At 58.7% G+C, this 16,969-nt stretch carries 16 protein-coding genes; 4 read left to right on the forward strand and 12 right to left on the reverse strand.

Annotated elements, in window-relative coordinates; genetic code table 11:
* Positions 1–19 precede the first annotated feature (19 nt).
* The 7 genes from cimA to V6617_RS12340 all read right to left on the reverse strand — a co-directional run bounded on the left by cimA (position 20) and on the right by V6617_RS12340 (position 6,326).
* Positions 20–1,606, reverse strand: coding sequence for a citramalate synthase (gene cimA, locus V6617_RS12310; RefSeq protein WP_338607254.1), 1,587 nt, complete (start codon positions 1,604–1,606; stop codon positions 20–22).
* A 26-nt stretch (positions 1,607–1,632) separates the two neighbouring features.
* Positions 1,633–2,007, reverse strand: coding sequence for a VOC family protein (locus V6617_RS12315; RefSeq protein WP_338610713.1), 375 nt, complete (start codon positions 2,005–2,007; stop codon positions 1,633–1,635).
* 18 nt (positions 2,008–2,025) lie between these two features.
* Positions 2,026–2,493, reverse strand: coding sequence for a GFA family protein (locus V6617_RS12320; RefSeq protein WP_338607255.1), 468 nt, complete (start codon positions 2,491–2,493; stop codon positions 2,026–2,028).
* Positions 2,490–2,990 carry a GFA family protein gene (locus tag V6617_RS12325; protein ID WP_338607256.1) on the reverse strand — a complete coding sequence of 167 codons (501 nt, stop codon included), beginning with the start codon at positions 2,988–2,990 and terminating at the stop codon, positions 2,490–2,492. Before V6617_RS12325 ends, V6617_RS12320 begins: the two co-directional genes overlap by 4 nt.
* Complete coding sequence (locus V6617_RS12330) at positions 2,987–3,469, reverse strand: GFA family protein (protein WP_338607257.1); 483 nt, start codon at positions 3,467–3,469, stop codon at positions 2,987–2,989. The genes V6617_RS12325 and V6617_RS12330 overlap by 4 nt, the downstream gene beginning before the upstream one ends.
* On the reverse strand, positions 3,466–4,872 hold the full coding sequence (gene cysS / locus V6617_RS12335; RefSeq protein WP_338607258.1) for a cysteine--tRNA ligase: 1,407 nt from the start codon (positions 4,870–4,872) through the stop codon (positions 3,466–3,468). Before cysS ends, V6617_RS12330 begins: the two co-directional genes overlap by 4 nt.
* A gap of 440 nt (positions 4,873–5,312) precedes the next feature.
* Positions 5,313–6,326 (reverse strand): fumarylacetoacetate hydrolase family protein, encoded by a 1,014-nt coding sequence (locus tag V6617_RS12340; protein ID WP_338607259.1) that lies wholly within the window; start codon positions 6,324–6,326, stop codon positions 5,313–5,315.
* 133 nt (positions 6,327–6,459) lie between these two features.
* Here V6617_RS12340 and V6617_RS12345 point away from each other — a divergent pair, with 133 nt between their 5' ends.
* Positions 6,460–7,578, forward strand: coding sequence for a DUF2865 domain-containing protein (locus V6617_RS12345; protein ID WP_338607260.1), 1,119 nt, complete (start codon positions 6,460–6,462; stop codon positions 7,576–7,578).
* On the opposite strand, the gene gltX is transcribed toward V6617_RS12345, so the two are convergent.
* From gltX to V6617_RS12365, 4 genes are all read right to left on the reverse strand, one after another.
* Positions 7,523–8,851, reverse strand: a complete 1,329-nt coding sequence (gene gltX / locus V6617_RS12350; RefSeq protein ID WP_338607261.1) for a glutamate--tRNA ligase — start codon at positions 8,849–8,851, stop codon at positions 7,523–7,525. The genes V6617_RS12345 and gltX overlap by 56 nt on opposite strands.
* Positions 8,848–10,518 carry an NAD+ synthase gene (locus V6617_RS12355; protein ID WP_338607262.1) on the reverse strand — a complete coding sequence of 557 codons (1,671 nt, stop codon included), beginning with the start codon at positions 10,516–10,518 and terminating at the stop codon, positions 8,848–8,850. Before V6617_RS12355 ends, gltX begins: the two co-directional genes overlap by 4 nt.
* A 128-nt stretch (positions 10,519–10,646) precedes the next feature.
* Positions 10,647–11,462 carry a hypothetical protein gene (locus tag V6617_RS12360; RefSeq protein WP_338607263.1) on the reverse strand — a complete coding sequence of 272 codons (816 nt, stop codon included), beginning with the start codon at positions 11,460–11,462 and terminating at the stop codon, positions 10,647–10,649.
* Positions 11,463–11,530: 68 nt separating this feature from the next.
* On the reverse strand, positions 11,531–12,148 hold the full coding sequence (locus V6617_RS12365) for a hypothetical protein (protein ID WP_338607264.1): 618 nt from the start codon (positions 12,146–12,148) through the stop codon (positions 11,531–11,533).
* Between the two features lie 203 nt (positions 12,149–12,351).
* Between V6617_RS12365 and V6617_RS12370 the strand changes: the two genes are divergently transcribed.
* The 3 genes from V6617_RS12370 to V6617_RS12380 all read left to right on the forward strand — a co-directional run bounded on the left by V6617_RS12370 (position 12,352) and on the right by V6617_RS12380 (position 15,544).
* On the forward strand, positions 12,352–12,807 hold the full coding sequence (locus V6617_RS12370; RefSeq protein WP_338607265.1) for a cytochrome c: 456 nt from the start codon (positions 12,352–12,354) through the stop codon (positions 12,805–12,807).
* Positions 12,808–12,869: 62 nt separating this feature from the next.
* Entirely contained in the window at positions 12,870–14,618 is a 1,749-nt protein-coding gene (locus tag V6617_RS12375) for a pyrroloquinoline quinone-dependent dehydrogenase (protein WP_338607266.1), read from the forward strand.
* Positions 14,619–14,695: 77 nt separating this feature from the next.
* On the forward strand, positions 14,696–15,544 hold the full coding sequence (locus tag V6617_RS12380) for a transporter substrate-binding domain-containing protein (protein WP_338607267.1): 849 nt from the start codon (positions 14,696–14,698) through the stop codon (positions 15,542–15,544).
* A 33-nt stretch (positions 15,545–15,577) separates the two neighbouring features.
* Here V6617_RS12380 and V6617_RS12385 read toward each other — a convergent pair whose 3' ends face one another.
* Positions 15,578–16,954 (reverse strand): class II 3-deoxy-7-phosphoheptulonate synthase, encoded by a 1,377-nt coding sequence (locus V6617_RS12385; protein WP_338607268.1) that lies wholly within the window; start codon positions 16,952–16,954, stop codon positions 15,578–15,580.
* Between the last annotated feature and the right edge of the window lie 15 nt (positions 16,955–16,969).

Raw genomic sequence — 16,969 nt, forward strand, 5'->3', positions numbered from 1 at the left:
GTCTTTTGAACTATAACGGCTAGGCCGTCTTCATCAACTTATAGGTGAACGACTCATACAGGGCCTCGAAGGAGGCATCAATGATGTTGGGCGACACGCCAACGGTGAACCACCGCTCGCCGGTATCGTCCCGACTTTCTATCAGCACACGGGTGACCGCGCCCGTGCCGCCGTCCAGGATACGCACCTTGAAATCAACGAGTTCGAGATCGTCGATCCGGTTCGAATACTTCCCCAAATCTTTACGCATGGCCAGATCGAGCGCGTTGATGGGACCGTTTCCTTCGGCAACCGACATGAGAATTTCGCCCTCCACATCAATCTTGACCACCGCCTCACTCACGGTGACCATTTCACCCTTGGCGTTATGGCGGCGTTCGATCGCCGAGCGATAGCTCGTTACATCAAAGAATTTCGGCAGCGTTCCCAACATCTTGTGGGCCAGCATAAAAAACGACGCCTCTGCTCCGTCGTAGGAATAGCCGCGGGCTTCGCGCTCCTTGACCTGCCGCAGCAACTTGTCGAGGCGGGGATCATCCTTGGCCATTTCGATGCCGAACCGCTTCAGGGTGGTCAGCAGATTGGATTTTCCGGCCTGCTGAGACACCATGATGAGCCGTTCGTTGCCGACACTTTCGGGGACAACGTGCTCATAGGTCGTCGGGTCCTTGGCAATTGCGGAGGCGTGGATTCCCGCCTTGGTGGCAAACGCCGAGGCACCAACATAGGGTGCCTGCCTGTTGGGTCCGCGATTGAGAATTTCATCGAACGCGCGCGAAACACGGGTCAATGTCTCGAGCTTTTCAGCCGTCACGCCCGTATCGAAGCGCTGGGAAAACACAGGTTTGAGCACCAGCGTGGGAATCAGGGTTACCAGATTGGCGTTGCCGCACCGCTCGCCGAGGCCATTGAGGGTGCCCTGGATCTGCCGCACGCCGGCCCTGACCGCTGCCAGCGAGTTGGCCACTGCCTGCCCCGTATCATCATGAGCATGGATGCCGAGTTTGTCGCCAGGGGCGATGGTCAGGACGTCGGCCACGATCTCTTCGATCTCGGAGGGCATCGTGCCGCCATTCGTATCGCACAGGACGATCCAGCGTGCGCCCGCATCAAGGGCTGTCTTGACGCAGTCGAGCGCGTAGGCGCGATTGGCCTTGTATCCATCGAAGAAGTGCTCGCAATCGACAAAGGCTTGCTTGCCAGCGTCCCTCGCAGCCTGAACGCTTTCGGCGAGGCCCTTGAGATTTTCCTTGGTTGAAATACCCAAAGCCAGTTTGACCTGATGGTCCCAGGCCTTCGAGACGTAGCAGACAGCATCGGCGCTCGACCCGATAAGATCGGCAATACCCGGATCGTTCTCGACCGACCGCCCTGCCCGCTTGGTCATGCCAAAGGCAACGAAATCGGCGTTTTCCGTCCGTTTTTCAGAAAAGAACGCGGTATCGACCACGTTGGCCCCGGGATATCCCCCTTCGACGTAATCGATACCCAACCCGTCAAGAAGCCGGGCGATGGCAATCTTGTCCTCAAGCGAGAATTCGACACCGGTCGTCTGGGCACCGTCGCGCAGGGTGGTGTCGAAGAGATAAAGGCGTTCTTTGGTCATGTGAGGTCGATACTTCTTGAAAAATGTCAGGTGGGCACGTGACAGACCGCTTCGATGTTGTGGCCGTCCGGGTCGAAAACGAAGGCGCCGTAATAATCGGGGTGGTATATTTCGCGAACACCGGGAGCACCGTTGTCGCGGCCGCCTGCGTCGAGCGCTGTTCTATAAAAAGCCTCCACATCTGCCCGCCATTTTGCAACGAACGCAATATGGACCCTGCCCGTGCAACGCCCACCCGACTGGATCCAGAATTCGGGCTTTTCCTCGCCAAAGCCAGCGATCATGCCACCGGGAATTTCAAATTCCCGCAGCCGTCCATAGCCCAGCGTCGCAAGAACGGAATCGTAGAAATTCCGTGATGCCCGATAATCGGCGACCGTCAATCCGAAATGGTCGATCATGCTCATATGGCTCCTCCCTTATGGCCAATGGTCAGTATCGTGGTCTGGATGCTGAAAACTCTTCATCGAGGCGTAGGCGGACTCAGCCTCGGGCGTATCGGCCAAGGGGCTGGCTGGGACAAGTGGCAGACCTGAAATCGTGGGATGCATCTTTTCGCTGGCATAGGCCACGTCGAATGCGAAGTCCTCGGGCACATCAAAGCAGCCTATGGCCAGCGCCGTTCGATTTTCAGTCCATTCAAAGGTCAGCGGCGCGCCACAGGACGGACAGAAGCCGCGCTTGGCCACCGACGAGCTTTGAAAGCGGGAGGGCTCTCCACGCGTCCATTCAAGAAAGGTGTTTTCAACGGCCACATAGGCGCCGAACAGACCGCCGGTTGCTTTCTGGCACATGCGGCAATGACAGATCGATGTATCGATCACCGGACCGGTGACCCGAAACCGTATGGCGCCGCACTGACAGCCTCCGGTGCGAACTTGGCTCATTGCTGCCTCGGCCTGGCTTGCCAATCGGGCGTGTCGTGATCGGGATGCTGGTGGTTGGTAGCCTTGATGGCCGAAGCCCAGGCCTCCCGGTCGGTCTCGGTCGCGCCACCATCTTCTATGGACGTGATCGTTTCAAACCACGACACCGCCCCTTCCGTGCCGGTATTGGCACCTGGTGGGAACGCGCTCGGATTATCGAGCGAACCGATCATGAGGTTGGTACGGCCATTGTTGACGTCGTGATAGAACAGCGGCGTGCCGCAATTGGCGCAAAAACCGCGTTCCACATTCTCCGAACTGCGCCAGATCGCCGGCTTGCCGCGGGTCCATACCAATGTATCATCGGGTGCTGCGACGAGCCCGGCGAAAATGCTTCCCGACGCCTTCTGGCACATGCGGCAATGGCAAAGATGCGAATTGTCGAGCATCTGGGTGGAATGATAGCGCACGGCGCCACACTGGCAGCCACCGCTGACCTCCATATCGATGCGGTTCAAAGCGTATCCTCCTTTGGCGGCCAGGATTCCGTATCGTGGTCGGGATGCTGGTTGGAATGGATACCCGACATGAAATCACGCCATTCATCGGTTGTCTCGCGCACCGGTAGCGTGGACAGGTCCTCGAAAAAGGACATCCTGTCGCTCAGATTGACCTGAATTTCAGGCGGCACTTTTTCCGGTTCGTCAAAGGCGCCAATGGCCAACTCCAGACCGAACTTGGTCTCGTAGGCCAGCGGCGTTCCACACTCGCCGCAAAACGCACGACGCGCGGCGTCGGAAGACTGGAACCATTTGGGTTCGCCACGCGTCCAGTGCCCATCATGGGAGGTGACCAGAGGACCGAAAAAACTTCCGAACGCCTTCTGGCACATGCGGCAATGGCAGATCGAGCCGCGGCCCACCAGTTTGGTGGCAAAACGCACGGCACCGCACTGGCAACCGCCGGTCAGGGTTTCACTGGCTTCGATGGCGCTCATCGCTTGATCTCCCATTTGGTGCGGCGTTCGCCGGATTCGGGGTCTTTGTAGTCCATCAACTGGATGCCATCTTCGAGCAGTTTGTTGCGGATGGCGTCGGCTGTGGCGAAGTCTTTGGCATTGAGGGCCGAAAGCCGATCTTGAACCTTTTGGCGCGTTGCGCCCAGCTTTGCCTCTTCTTGTGCCAGCAGTCCGTAGGGCGTAAATCCGAAGAAATGTAACGTAGCGGCCAAGCAATTGCTCGCACTGCCCTCACCCTTATTTGCCTTGCGCGCTATCGCATCAAGAACGGTTGTTACACGGCTGAAATTTAGGTCGTTGGCGAATTCAGCAATGGCCATTGCATCCGGCGCCGCATCCCTTCCAGAATCTGCAGCGCGCTGCCAACTCACCAGCTTGTTTTCGGCCTCCTCCAGCCGCGCCACCGAAAAATCGATCGGCTCACGGTAGTGCGTCATCAGCATCGCCAGCCGCAGCACTTCGCCCGGCCATTTGCGCCCGCCGAATTTCTCTGTTTCCAGCAGGTCGTGAATTGTGACGAAATTGCCCTCCGACTTGCTCATCTTGCGGCCTTCGAGCTGCAGATAACCGTTGTGCATCCAGTAATTGGCCATCATTTCGGTGCCGTGTGCGCAGCGCGACTGGGCGATTTCGTTTTCGTGATGGGGGAAGATCAGGTCCAGCCCGCCACCATGAATGTCGAAGGTTTCACCCAGAAAGGCTTGGCTCATGGCCGAGCATTCAATGTGCCAGCCGGGGCGGCCGCGGCCCCAAGGGCTGTCCCAGCCCGGCTCATTTTCGCTCGAGGCCTTCCAGAGCACGAAATCGGCGGGATTTTCCTTGTGACTTTCAACGGCGACGCGGGCGCCGGCGATGTTGTCTTCGAGATTGCGGCCCGAGAGCTGACCGTAATCGGCCATGGAGGAAACGCGAAACAGCACCTCGCCGCCAGCCTCATAGGCATGGCCCTTGGCGACCAGCCGTTCGATGATAGTGACCATGCCCCCGATGTGTTCGGTGGCGCGCGGTTCGACCGAAGGCGGCAAGCAGCCGAGCGCGGCCACGTCCTTTTCGAACTGGGTGGCCGTTTTCTCGGTCACCTTGCGGATGGCTTCGTTGAGCGGCAGATCGGGGTAATCGCGCAGCGCGCGGGCGTTGATCTTGTCGTCGACGTCAGTGATGTTGCGCACATAGGTTACATGGTCTTCACCATAGACGTGGCGCAGCAGGCGGAACATCACATCGAAGACGATCACCGGGCGTGCATTGCCGATATGGGCAAAGTCATAGACCGTCGGCCCACACACATACATCCGCACATTGTCCCGATTGATGGGGACAAAGTCCTCTTTGGTGCGGGTGAGCGTGTTGTGAAGCTTCAGGGTCGGCAGTTGCGACGGCATAAGGTGATGTCCCCAGGCGCAAGAGTTTACGCTGCTGGCAGCGGGTCCACTCCTTTGTGCCGGGAACATGAAAACCGCGCCGCCAACTTTACGTTAGCGGATAATGGTGCAGCCAATAATGCAGGTCAGGCCATTGGTTTTCATGGGCCGCACAATGGACGGGAACAAACCCCAAATCAAGCATGAAAATAGGGGCGGCGCCGACACGCCACCCCCAGAACGAAGACTTTGGAGTTTAGTCAGAAAGTGACTTCCATCCGAGTGCGGATGAACCGGAACCACTGCCCGTGTTCCGATGATTGAGACTGGCACGGTATCATCGCGCCGACCATCCCGATCACGGAAAGTTTTAGAGAGGCGAAGTTTTCGCGGCCGGCCGGCACTGCCAAGCCGCTAGCGGCCGCGAGACCTGACGTGTTTGGCGCTCCTGTAAGCTCTGACTATCTGCCCGACTCCAAGAGCTTTACCGATTGCTCGATAGAGCCGAAAACCGAACGGTTTTCGTTGTCCACAGCGTTGATCCGCACAATGTCATCAAGGGCGAGGAACGGCGTGCGAGCCTTGCCGATCTTGCTCTTTTCGGCCGTTCTGGCTTCAGCGATGCAGCCAAAACCTATGCCGTCATGCTTGAGCGGCAATATCTCATCATGGGCGTTGGCGACGGTTCCGGACCCGATGATGGTGCCCACGCCGAGTTCGCGCGTCTGCGCGGCCGCAACGATCAGATCGGCGAAATCGAAGCGCATGTCTCGGCCCGCATTGGGCTGGCCATAAAGACTGTTGTTGACGTGAATGCGCACCTTGAGATGGAGCCGGTTGTCCTTCCAGCTCTCGCCCAGCTCGTCGGGGGTCACAAAGATCGGGGCGAAACTGGTCGCGGGCTTGGCGTGGAAAAAACCGAACCCGTTCTGGAGGTCGTTGAGAACCAGTTTACGCAGGGAAACGTCATTGCATATTCCGATCAGCCGGATCGCGGCGCTGGCATCCTCCCGGCTCGGGCGCATTGGCACATGCCCGATGACGACCACCGCCTCCGCTTCGAAATCGACAGCGAGCCCGTCCTCGGGCACGACAATGGGCGCCATGGGCGCAACGAAACTGTCCGAGCCGCCCTGATACATCAGGGGGCGTTCGTCCTGCAGTTCGGTGTCGTGGCTCCCCTTGAGGGTGCGGACCCTGTCGAGATGCACCATATAGCCCGAGCCGTCGATCCACTGGTAGGCTCGAGGCAATGGTGCCAACGCCTCGCGCGGGTCGAACGCCATGCCGGCGATTTCGCCATTGTTAAGCTGATCGCTGACGGCATGGAGAATCGGGGCGCAACGTTCCCACTCGTCGAGCGCATCCTGCAGGTTGGAGGCTATGCGCCCCGCAGACGCGAAACGGGCAAGGTCTTTTGAGACGATGACCAGATGTCCGTCGGGACGGCCGTTGCGCAGCGTGGCGAGTTTCATGAGTGGATAAGACCGGAAGTGATTGGCATTGGCCGCTAAGATGGCCCATACCTTGGCACAGTTAAAGCCTTGCGTTGAGACAAAAGCCTGATAAGCGGATCGCAAAGGTCGCAGCGGGCACCACATGGACGGTATGATTTCAGTTCGTTGTTCTTTTGCCGGGTGGGTGCGCCTGCTGATCGCCCTTCTGGCCTCTCTTGCCTTTGTTTTTGGCGACATGTCCGCCGCGATGGCGCAAAATCAGAATTGCGGCCAGATCACCGCCATCCTGCGCGGCATCGAGCGCAACCAGATGTTTCAGAGTTTTAACGGCATTGCCCGCGAGCTCCAGAACCGACAGGTCGAGGTGCGTCAGGCCGAAAGCCAATGGGTTGCATCGGGCTGCCAGCAGCTCCTCAATGCCGGGCAGGCGCTATCGGGTCAGTGCCAATCGATTGCCCAGTCCATTACACTTGGCCGCAGCCAGGTCGAACAGCTGACCTCAATGGCTCAGGAGGGCCAGACTCTGGCCCAGAACTACCAGCAGGTCATGGCCGATTATCAACGATATGGCTGTGATACCGGCCAGTCGGGAGTCACCTTCGGCAATGAGGGAACGCGGGGCGGCCTGCTCGACGATATTTTCGGTGGCGGATACGATTACATCGATGGCTCCTACAATCCCTGGAGTACGCAGCAAACCCGTCGCACGGTCTGCGTGCGCACCTGCGACGGCTTTTACTGGCCGATCAGCTTTTCCACCACCGACGACTATGTCGCCCAAGACGCCATTCGCTGCCACGAGATGTGTCCGGGGACCGAAGTTGCCCTTTTTTCATACAGAAATCCGGGGGAAGAGCCCGAAGACATGATTTCGCTGTCCGGCACGCCATACCGTTCAATGTCGTATGCGTTTCGCTTTCGCGAAGAAATCGATACGAGCTGTTCGTGCCAGACGCGAGAAACGGTCGGGACGATTGCCTTGAACAATCAAGGCGAGCAGTCGCGTGCGATTATCGATTTCGGCGACCTGGAGTTTCCCTTGCCGCAACCCGACCCGCGGGGCACCCAGCAAGCTCAAGCAGTCGTGGCTGACTTGATTTACGTGCCCTTGCCGCGCCCCCGACCCCGGGCCGATGGCACTGCCGATCCCATGCTCGCGCAGCCCGACCTCGAGGGACCGAATATGCGTGTCGTGGCCTTCGGCGACAAGAACGTCAGGATAGTCGGGCCAGAGACACCTTACGTCCCAGAACCGGCAGAAGAGCCTTAAGCTCAGGGCCCTCGTGCCTGCCGGTCAACGCCAAGCGCAGCGGCAGAAAAAGCGCCTTACCCTTGCGGCCCGATTTTTCCTTGAGAAGGCCGGTCCACTGGCCCCATGTCTTTTCGTCCCAGGGCTCGTCGGGCAAGGTTTCACGTGCAAGGGAGATGAAGTGCCTGTCTTCATCTGCAATGATCGGATTGGCGTTGACCACGACATCCTCATAGAGCGGAACGAGTTGTGACAGTCGGGAAACGTTGTCGCGCAGGGCAAGCCATGCCGCTTGGGTCATTCCACCGATATCGTCCAATCGCTCACGTACTGTGGCAAAATCCATTGCATGGACGATGCGCGCATTGAGGGTTTCGAGTTCTGCGGGATCGAAGCGCGCCGACCCGTGCGAAATCATCGAGAACTCGAGCTTTTCGGCAATTGCATCGAGATCGGGATACGGTTCGACCGGCAGCGACGTGCCGGTGATCGACGCCATGATGGCAACCGCCAACGGCTCATAGCCATCCTCGCGCAGCTGGCTCAGCGAGAGCGAACCCAGCCTTTTAGAAAACCCCTGCCCCTCTGCATCGGTCAGAAGATTATGGTGGCCGAAAACCGGGGCGGGCGCGCCGAGCGCTTCAAAAAGCTCGATCTGCGTACCCGTGTTGGAAACGTGGTCTTCGCCCCGAATGATATGGGTAATGCCCATATCGATATCATCGACCACCGAGGTAAAGGTGTAGAGATAGCTGCCATCCTCGCGGATCACCACGGGGTCGGACATGGAACCGGTATTGACTGTCTGGCTGCCCTTGATGAGGTCTTCAAAGGCCACGGCGCGGCCATCGAGCCGGAACCGCCAATGCGGTTTGCGGCCCTCGGCCTCAAGCCTTGCCCTGTCCTCGTCCGTCAGGTCGAGCGCAGCACGATCATAGATCGGCGGGCGCCCCAGAGCCCGGGCGCGCTTGCGTTTGCGGTCGAGTTCGTCGGCCGTTTCATAAGCAGGGTAGAGCCGCCCTTCGGCGATCAATCTCTCGCGTGCGGCATCATAGAGCGGCAGTCGGTCGGACTGACGAACCTTCACCTCGGGAACAATGCCCAGCCATTCGAGATCGGCTTCGATGCCCGCGGCAAAGGTCTGGGTCGAGCGAGCGGTATCGGTATCATCAAAACGCAGGATGAATTTGCCGGCATTCTTTCGCGCGAACAGCCAGTTGAGAATCAACGGGCGCGCATTGCCCAGATGCAGACGGCCGGTGGGCGACGGCGCGTAGCGGACAACAACGCTCATCGGGCGACACTCCCGTCTCGATAGCCCGAAGTGATGGGATATTTCCGCCCGATGCCGAAAGCCTTGGGCGTAAGCTTGGGGCCAGGCGCGGACTGGCGACGCTTGAACTCGGCGATATAGATCAGCCGTTCGATGCGCTTGACCAACTCGGCATCGAACCCCTTGGCAACGATTTCGGCCAGAGAAAGCTCATCTTCAACCAGCGCTTCGATGATCGCGTCGAGCACGGGATATGGCGGCAGCGAATCCTGGTCGGTCTGGTCGGGTCGCAGTTCGGCGCTCGGGGCCTTGGAAATGATTTCGGGGGGAATGACCACGCCGGACGGGCCGCGAACGTCGGTGGGATAATAGGAATTGCGCCATTCAGCCAGCCCATAGACCTGCATCTTGGGCATATCCTTGATCGGATTGTAGGCGCCATTCATATCGCCATAGATCGTTGCATAACCCACAGCCATTTCCGACTTGTTGCCCGTGGTGATCAGCAGCGAACCGAGCTTGTTGGAAACCGCCATCAGGATGGTGCCGCGCATGCGCGATTGGAGATTTTCCTCGGTAATATCGGGTGCGCGACCCTCAAAAACCGCGGCAAGGCTCTCGTTGATCGCATCGACCGGCGCACCGATCGGTACGATGTCATAGCGCACCCCAAGCGTTTCCGCGCACGTCTTGGCGTCGCGCAAACTGGCTTCCGAGGTGTAGCGATAAGGCAGCATCAGGCAGTGAACGTTTTCGGCGCCCAGCGCATCGACGGCCAGTGCCGCGACCACTGCGGAATCAATGCCGCCCGACAGTCCCAATACCACAGACTTGAAGCCGTTCTTATGGACATAGTCGCGCAAACCGAGCATTGCGGCGTGCCACGGGGCTTCGTTGACCGGCACAAGTTCGGTCACATGTCCCTCAACGCAATGCCAGCCTGCTTCCCCTTTGCGCCAGTCCGATATCACCATATCGGGCACGAAACTCTTGCCCTGAAAGGCGAGTGAGCCATCTACATTGATGCCAAAGCTCGCCCCGTCGAACACCAGTTCGTCCTGACCGCCGATCTGGTTGGAATAAAGGATCGGCAGTCCGGTTTCCTGAACGCGCTGACGCACCAGATCGAGCCGCAACCGCTGTTTGTTACGCCAATAAGGTGAGCCGTTGGGGCAGAGCAGGATTTCCGCGCCGCTCTGGGCAAGCGCCTTGCAGACCGGCTCATGCCAGACATCCTCGCAGATCGGCACGCCGACCGACAAACCCTTGATCGTCATCGGCTCCGGCAATTGGCCTGCCGTGAAATAGCGCTTTTCATAAAAAACATCGTCATTGGGCAATTCGACCTTGTTCCGGCGATCGATGATCGCCCCATCCTCGGCCAGAACAACGCTGTTGTAGAGCTTACCGTCGGTGCTCCAGATTGTTGGCAGCAACACGGAGATGTTGAGGCCCTTGGTTTCGCGTGCCAGGGCCCGCGCAGCTTCCATCGCTTCAGTCACGAACTGGCGCTTGAACAGCAAATCCTCTGGGAAATAGCCGGTCAGATAGAGTTCGGTGAACATCAGGATGTCGGCGCCCGCCGCCTCGGCCTCTGCCAGCGCCCTGCGTGCAGTGGCGAGGTTTTCGGCAATTGCACCGACTTTGGGGTTCAGTTGAGCGAGAGCAATGCGGAGCGTATCGGTCACGAAATTCTATGTCCGGCGGTCATGAGAAGCGCGCCAGACTTATAGTGCGCAGCGATCGAGAGCAAGGCGGCGCAAGACAAAGCCGGGCTGCGAAAGCGCCCGGCCTGGTCGTATCGAAACGGGCGCAGCTAGAATGAGGCGGTCAACTCGACCACTGGGCCCCAGCGGAAGCTTTCAACGTATTGTTCGCCAGGCTGATCGCTGGTCACGTACCCGTTGAGATAGGTCGCACGGGCACCGCCGCGAATGATGAAGTTTTCCGTGACATGGAATCCGGCCATGACTTCTCCGGCGGCACCATAAAGAGAGCCATTGACGTTGGAAAGCGTCGTTACTGGCGTGCCGCCATTTCGAAACGAGCCGGTCACCGATGCGTAGGGAATGATGGCGGCTTCCGCCGATATATCGAAAATATTGTTGAACTCGGCCTGCCCTGCGACACCCAGCCGTAAACCATGCACGATGGGTCCCGAACCCTCGGGAGATTCGTCGGCATACATGTACCCACCGAAGACACCGGCTTTCACGCTTCCGGTATCGAGAGGCAGGTATCCGAAGTCGGCATTGATATAGCCCACGCGGCCGGTATTGTAGTCACCGCCGTTCGGCGCAAATTCGCCGTCCGTTATGGCACCGTAGCCGATATGACCCTTCACATAAGTCGAGGTGGAGTGGTCGTCTATCCGGCCATGAACTTCCAACGCATGCGAAGTATCATTCGCCGAATAATTGGTGCCGCCCAAATTGAACGACTGCCCGCCCATGCCATAGAAATACCGAATCCCCGCCTCGAAATCGAGGCTGTCCTCCTGCGGCATCATATCGACGGGATAGGCCGGCTTGAATACCGGATCCGGCTGCACGCCCCAATCGGCGGCGGTCGCCTGCCCACTTGCGGCAGCAACCAGGAGGCCCATGGCAAGGCCTGTGAGAAGACGCGACATTGAGCCCTCCGAACGACGCGAAACAATTCAGTTCATCTTGTTTATGAGCCCATTAGGGTTAACGTTGGCTAAATGCCCGCCGTCAGAAGGCGCTGAGCTTCGAGGACCGGAGCAACCATAAATGGCGCCAGGGCGACGATCGCTATGCCCATCGCCAGGGAAGTCATCAGTCTTCGCTCCTCAAGCCATTCATAATGCTGCGGGAAGACCGCAGACCATACGAGCCCCGCGCACAGTGGTGGTATTGGGAGGACATTGAGCACCGCAAAGCCCACCGCGATGCGGACGGTCCTTTCGATAAGGCCATTGATGGCCAGGGCCAATGGATTTTCTGGCAGAAGCGTGAAAACCATGGGTCGCAAAAGCCATAGCGCCCAAGCAAAAATGACAACCCCCATAAGCGAGAGCGCGACAATGATCGGCACGCTCCAGGGCCCAAGGCGAAGCGCCTTGGGTGCGAGCCGCACCGGGCGGCCCCAGCCAAATTGCGAAATCACGATCGTGACCAAGCCAATAAGATCGCTTTGGCGGAACGGGTTTAGCGACAGGCGACCGTCATATGTCGGCCCCCGATCACCCATGGCTCGCGCCAGCAGGACCATCAGGATGCCGTGCACCGTGACCACAATGGCGGCGGCCATGACGCGCGTGAGAATTCGCTCCGCCGAGAGATCAATCCCCAACACTTCACACCTCCTCCTCCACAACAACAATCACGCCCAACATAGCCGCTCGGTGTCAAGTCATTCTATTTGTAATATTATAGAAATCAAATAATAATATTATAATGTCTAATATAAACAGATTGCCATTTAAAATTATGCCGTCTAGTTTTTCGAAGTAGGAGTTATTCTGTTCAGAAGACGAAGAACTGGAAGGGGAGAAAAAGATGCTCGATGCGGTTTTTCCGGCGAACGTGGTTCGAATACTCGGCGGCACGGGTCTATTGTTCGCACTCGGGTGTGCAGCCTTGGCGTCCGCGCAGGAGAGCGGCCACACTACGGCGGGTGCGGCCGCTTCGGACGGTGAGTGGACCACATCCGAGCAGGTCGAGCGCGGCGCACAGCTTTATGAACAGCGCTGTTCGACGTGCCACGGAGATGCGATCGTTTCCGATTTTGCGAGCTACCCCAACGCGGGGCTATTCTTCGGCTTCGTTTCGACTGCAATGCCGGCGGACGCGCCCGGCAGTCTTCCCCATCAGCAGTACGCTGACATCATCGCATACCTTCTTTCAGCAAATGGAATGCCTGTCGGCAGCACCGAGCTGCCACCAGATCAGGCAATCCTGAGCGAAATCAAACCATCAGAACTGGATTCGGGCGAAGGAGAACAAGCGCCCTGAATGACGCGCGATCCGGCAAGCGCGGCCCTGCAACTTCACACGACCTTGGAGGAGGTTTTCCCATGAAGAGATATTTTTCTGCTTGCGCCGTTTCGCTGATAGCGCTGGCGGTGAGCGGTCCGCTCTGGGCCCAGGATGCCGGGCGCGATTATGAGCCCGTGACAGACGAGATGATTCTCGATCCCGACCCCGCCGATTGGCTGCAATGGCGACGGACGGTCAACAACTGGGGACATAGCCCTCTCGACCAGATCAACCACGACAATGTCGGAGATCTGGAGCTGGCCTGGAGCTGGGCGATGGGCGAGGTCGGACAACAGGAAGTCGTGCCGATCGTACACGACGGCATCATGTTCCTGGGGACCAACAACAACTATGTCGAAGCAATTGATGCCGAAACGGGCGATCTGATCTGGTCCTACACACATGAACGGCCCGAATTCGAGGGCGGCTATCACAACAACCAAGCCATGCGTCAGAAAAACTCCATCGCGCTTTACGGAGACAGCGTGATCCTGACCACAGTCGACGCCAAGCTCATGGCGCTCAATGCCATGACTGGCCAGGTCGAGTGGGAAGTTCAGGTCAACGATTGGGAAAAGGGCTACAGTTTCACCGCCGGACCGTTGGTTGCCGACGGCAAGGTCTTCACAGGCACGTCGGGGTGCTCGATCGTCGGCACCGCCGGCGCCTGCTACATCACTGCCCATGATGCGACCAATGGCGAGGAACTCTGGCGCTTCAATACGCTCGCCGATGAAAGCAACCCCGCGTTCGAGGAAAGCTGGGGAGGCATACCGCAAGAAAATCGCTGGGGCGCGTCGCCATGGGCAACCGGGTCCTATGACCCTGAGCTCGACATGGTCTATTACGGCACGGGCATGCCGATACCCTATGCAGAGATAACCCGGGGCACGGGCGACAATGATGTGCTTTATACAAACTCGACCCTGGCAATACATGCCGATACCGGCGAACTTGCCTGGTACTTCCAGCACCTGCCGCGCGATAACTGGGATCTGGATTCCCCGTTCGAACGGATGATTGTGGAGACCGAGGTCGATGGCGAGATGCGCAAGCTGGTCGTCACCACCCCAGGCAAGAATGGCATCACGTTCGGGCTCGACGCCGAGACGGGCGAATTCGTATGGGCCGAAGAAACGATCTACCAGAACGTTGTCTCCGGCATCGACGAGGAAACCGGGCGCGTCACCGCCAACACCGAGATCATTCCCACCGAATTTGGGGAGCCCTATACGTTCTGTCCGGCCATTGCCGGCGGTCGCCTCTGGCAGGCAACCGCATACAGCCCGGATTCCGAGCTGTTCTACCTGCCAGCCGGCAACACGTGCCAGACGATCGCGGCGCGTGAAATGGACGAAGTGTCTCCGGGCTCGGCCATGGGTCTCATTCAGGGCTTTGGCAACTCAATCGCTCCAGACGCGACAGGCATCGGTGCCCTGCACGCCCTCAATGTCTCGGATGGCGAATCAGCGTTCGCCGTACAGCAAGGGCCGCGCTTCACCAGTTCAGTTCTTGCGACAGGCGGGCGACTGCTGTTCGTGGGTGACGCCAACCGCTACGTCAAGGCGCTCGATGACACCACAGGCGAGACATTGTGGCAGCACAGGCTGCAAGCCCCGATCGGTGGCACGCCCGTCACCTACGAGGTCGATGGCACGCAGTATGTGGTCATCGCTGCTGGCCAGAGCAACCAGACCGACGCCGGCATTACGCCGGGCGGGCTGACCAATCCGCGGCTTGGCGGTAACTCGATCCATGTGTTTCGCCTGCGTAACCAGGCCGAATAGTTCGCCAACCCCACTAAGTTTCCGGAGCCTTTGGGCTCCGGAAACATCGTATCACCTCAAAGCGACGGGAATGACCAATGATCGTACGCTTGATCAAATCCATCGCCATGGCGACTGCGGTTACGGTTGCCGTTTGTGGGACTCTGTCGGCGCAGATTACAGACGGCCTCGACTTTTCCGAAATCGAGCAATGGCGACTGCGAACGGACAACATCCTTCGTTTCTGCCAACTCGAGAGCAATCCGACGGCGGCGGTTGACAGTCGGGTCGGGGAGGCCATAGCCCAGCGTCTCTTGCTCAACGCCAGCTTTGCCGTGTTGGGCGACAATTACGGCATCGGCGGCGAATATGCGGCCCAGGACATATATGTTAATTTGGTCAATGACTGCGACATCATCCTTGGCATGGGAATCGGGGCAGGTCTTTACCCTCCCGAGTTTACCACCACCCGACCATATGTCGGCTTTGCCTATGTCGGCGTTGCACGAGCCGGTTCGATCTCGAACCTGTCCGAAATTTCCGAGGCGGCCAGCATTGGAGGGCCCGTCGGTTCATACGGATTTACCGCGTTGACCCGCTATGTTGCGACACTTCCGTCGACGCGGAGACCACGACTTCTGCCCTACGGCGAAACCAACCTGATGCTAACTCGCTTAAGGGATGAAACGATCGACGCAATGGTCATTTACGGACCAGTACTCGCCGAGAGGCTGAAAAACAGCTCCGCTCAGGACATTGCCACGTTCGACCTGGCTCCACAGGCGCCGGCAACCGTCAACATCGGTGGTCTCATGCTTTCTGATAACACCTACCTGCGCACAACCGTCGACGCGGCCATTGCCTCAATGATCGCAGACGGAACGATCGAGACCATCGTTGCAGATGCGGGCTTCGCCAATTTGCCCTTCTCGGCGGGCGGCTATTGAGGGGCGGCCAGCACAGCTCCCCGCCCCCAATGCTCAATACCCGACGGCCTTGGCCGTGCCATTGGTCCGTTGGCCGTGCATTTCCTCGGCAATCAGGAAGGCCAGCTCGAGTGCCTGGCTGGCGTTGAGGCGCGGGTCGCAATGGGTGTGATAGCGATCCGACAGTGAGGCTTCGGTCACAGCCGATACGCCGCCGGTGCATTCGGTGACATCGCGGCCTGTCATTTCCACATGCACGCCGCCAGCGATGGTGCCCATTTCCCGGTGAATATCGAAGAACGATTTTACTTCCGAAAGAATGCGGTCGAATGGACGCGTTTTGTAGCCCGATGATGCCTTTATGACATTGCCATGCATGGGATCACAGCACCAGACGACCGTACGTCCTTCCGATTTGACCGTTTCGATAAGACGCGGCAGATGCTCGTCGACCTTGTCCGAGCCAAACCGCGCGATCAGCGTCAGCCGACCGGGCTCGTCCTTGGGATTGAGCAGGTCCATGAGCCGCTTGAGATCATCCGACGACATGGACGGCCCGCACTTCACCCCGATGGGGTTGTTTATGCCGCGGAAATATTCGGCATGAGCATGGTCGGGATTGCGGGTTCGATCGCCAATCCAGATCATATGGCCAGACGTGGCGTACCAGTCATTGGTGATGGAATCCCGACGCGTCATGGCCTGCTCATAACCGAGCAGCAGCGCCTCGTGGGAGGTGAAGAACTTGGTTTCGCGCAGCACAGGCGTGTTTTCCGGGCTCAATCCAAGCGCGCCGAGAAACTCTATCGCATCATCGATCTTCTGGGCGACTTCCTCATAGCGCGGAAACCAATTGGAATCCTTGACGAAGCCCATTGTCCACTCGTGCACGCGCGAGAGATTGGCAAAGCCACCGGCGGAAAAGGCGCGCAACAGATTGAGTGTCGCCGCCGACTGCCGGTAGGCCTCGAGCTGGCGGTTGGGGTCCGGGATGCGCGCTTCAGGGGTAAAGTCGATTCCGTTGATGATATCGCCCCTGTATGAGGGCAGTTCCACGCCGTCGATGGTCTCGGTATCGGCCGAACGCGGCTTGGCAAACTGGCCGGCAATTCGGCCGACCTTGACCACGGGCTTGGATGCACCATGGGTCAGAACCACTGCCATCTGCAGGAAAACGCGGAAGAAATCGCGGATATGGTCCGCGTGGTGCTCGGCAAAGCTTTCGGCGCAATCGCCGCCCTGCAACAGGAAAGCGCGACCGGCGGCGACATCGGCCAGATTGGCCTTGAGGTCGCGTGCCTCGCCTGCAAAAACCAAGGGGGGAAACGAGGCGAGCCGGGCCTCGACCGATTCAAGCTCTGTCTGGCTCGGATAGGTCGGGACCTGCAGGATCGGTTTCGTCCTCCAACTGTCAGGTGTCCACGTGCTCATCGTTTCACTCGCTTA

The sequence above is a fragment of the Pelagibacterium nitratireducens genome (genome assembly GCF_037044555.1).
Taxonomy (GTDB): Bacteria; Pseudomonadota; Alphaproteobacteria; order Rhizobiales; family Devosiaceae; genus Pelagibacterium; species Pelagibacterium nitratireducens.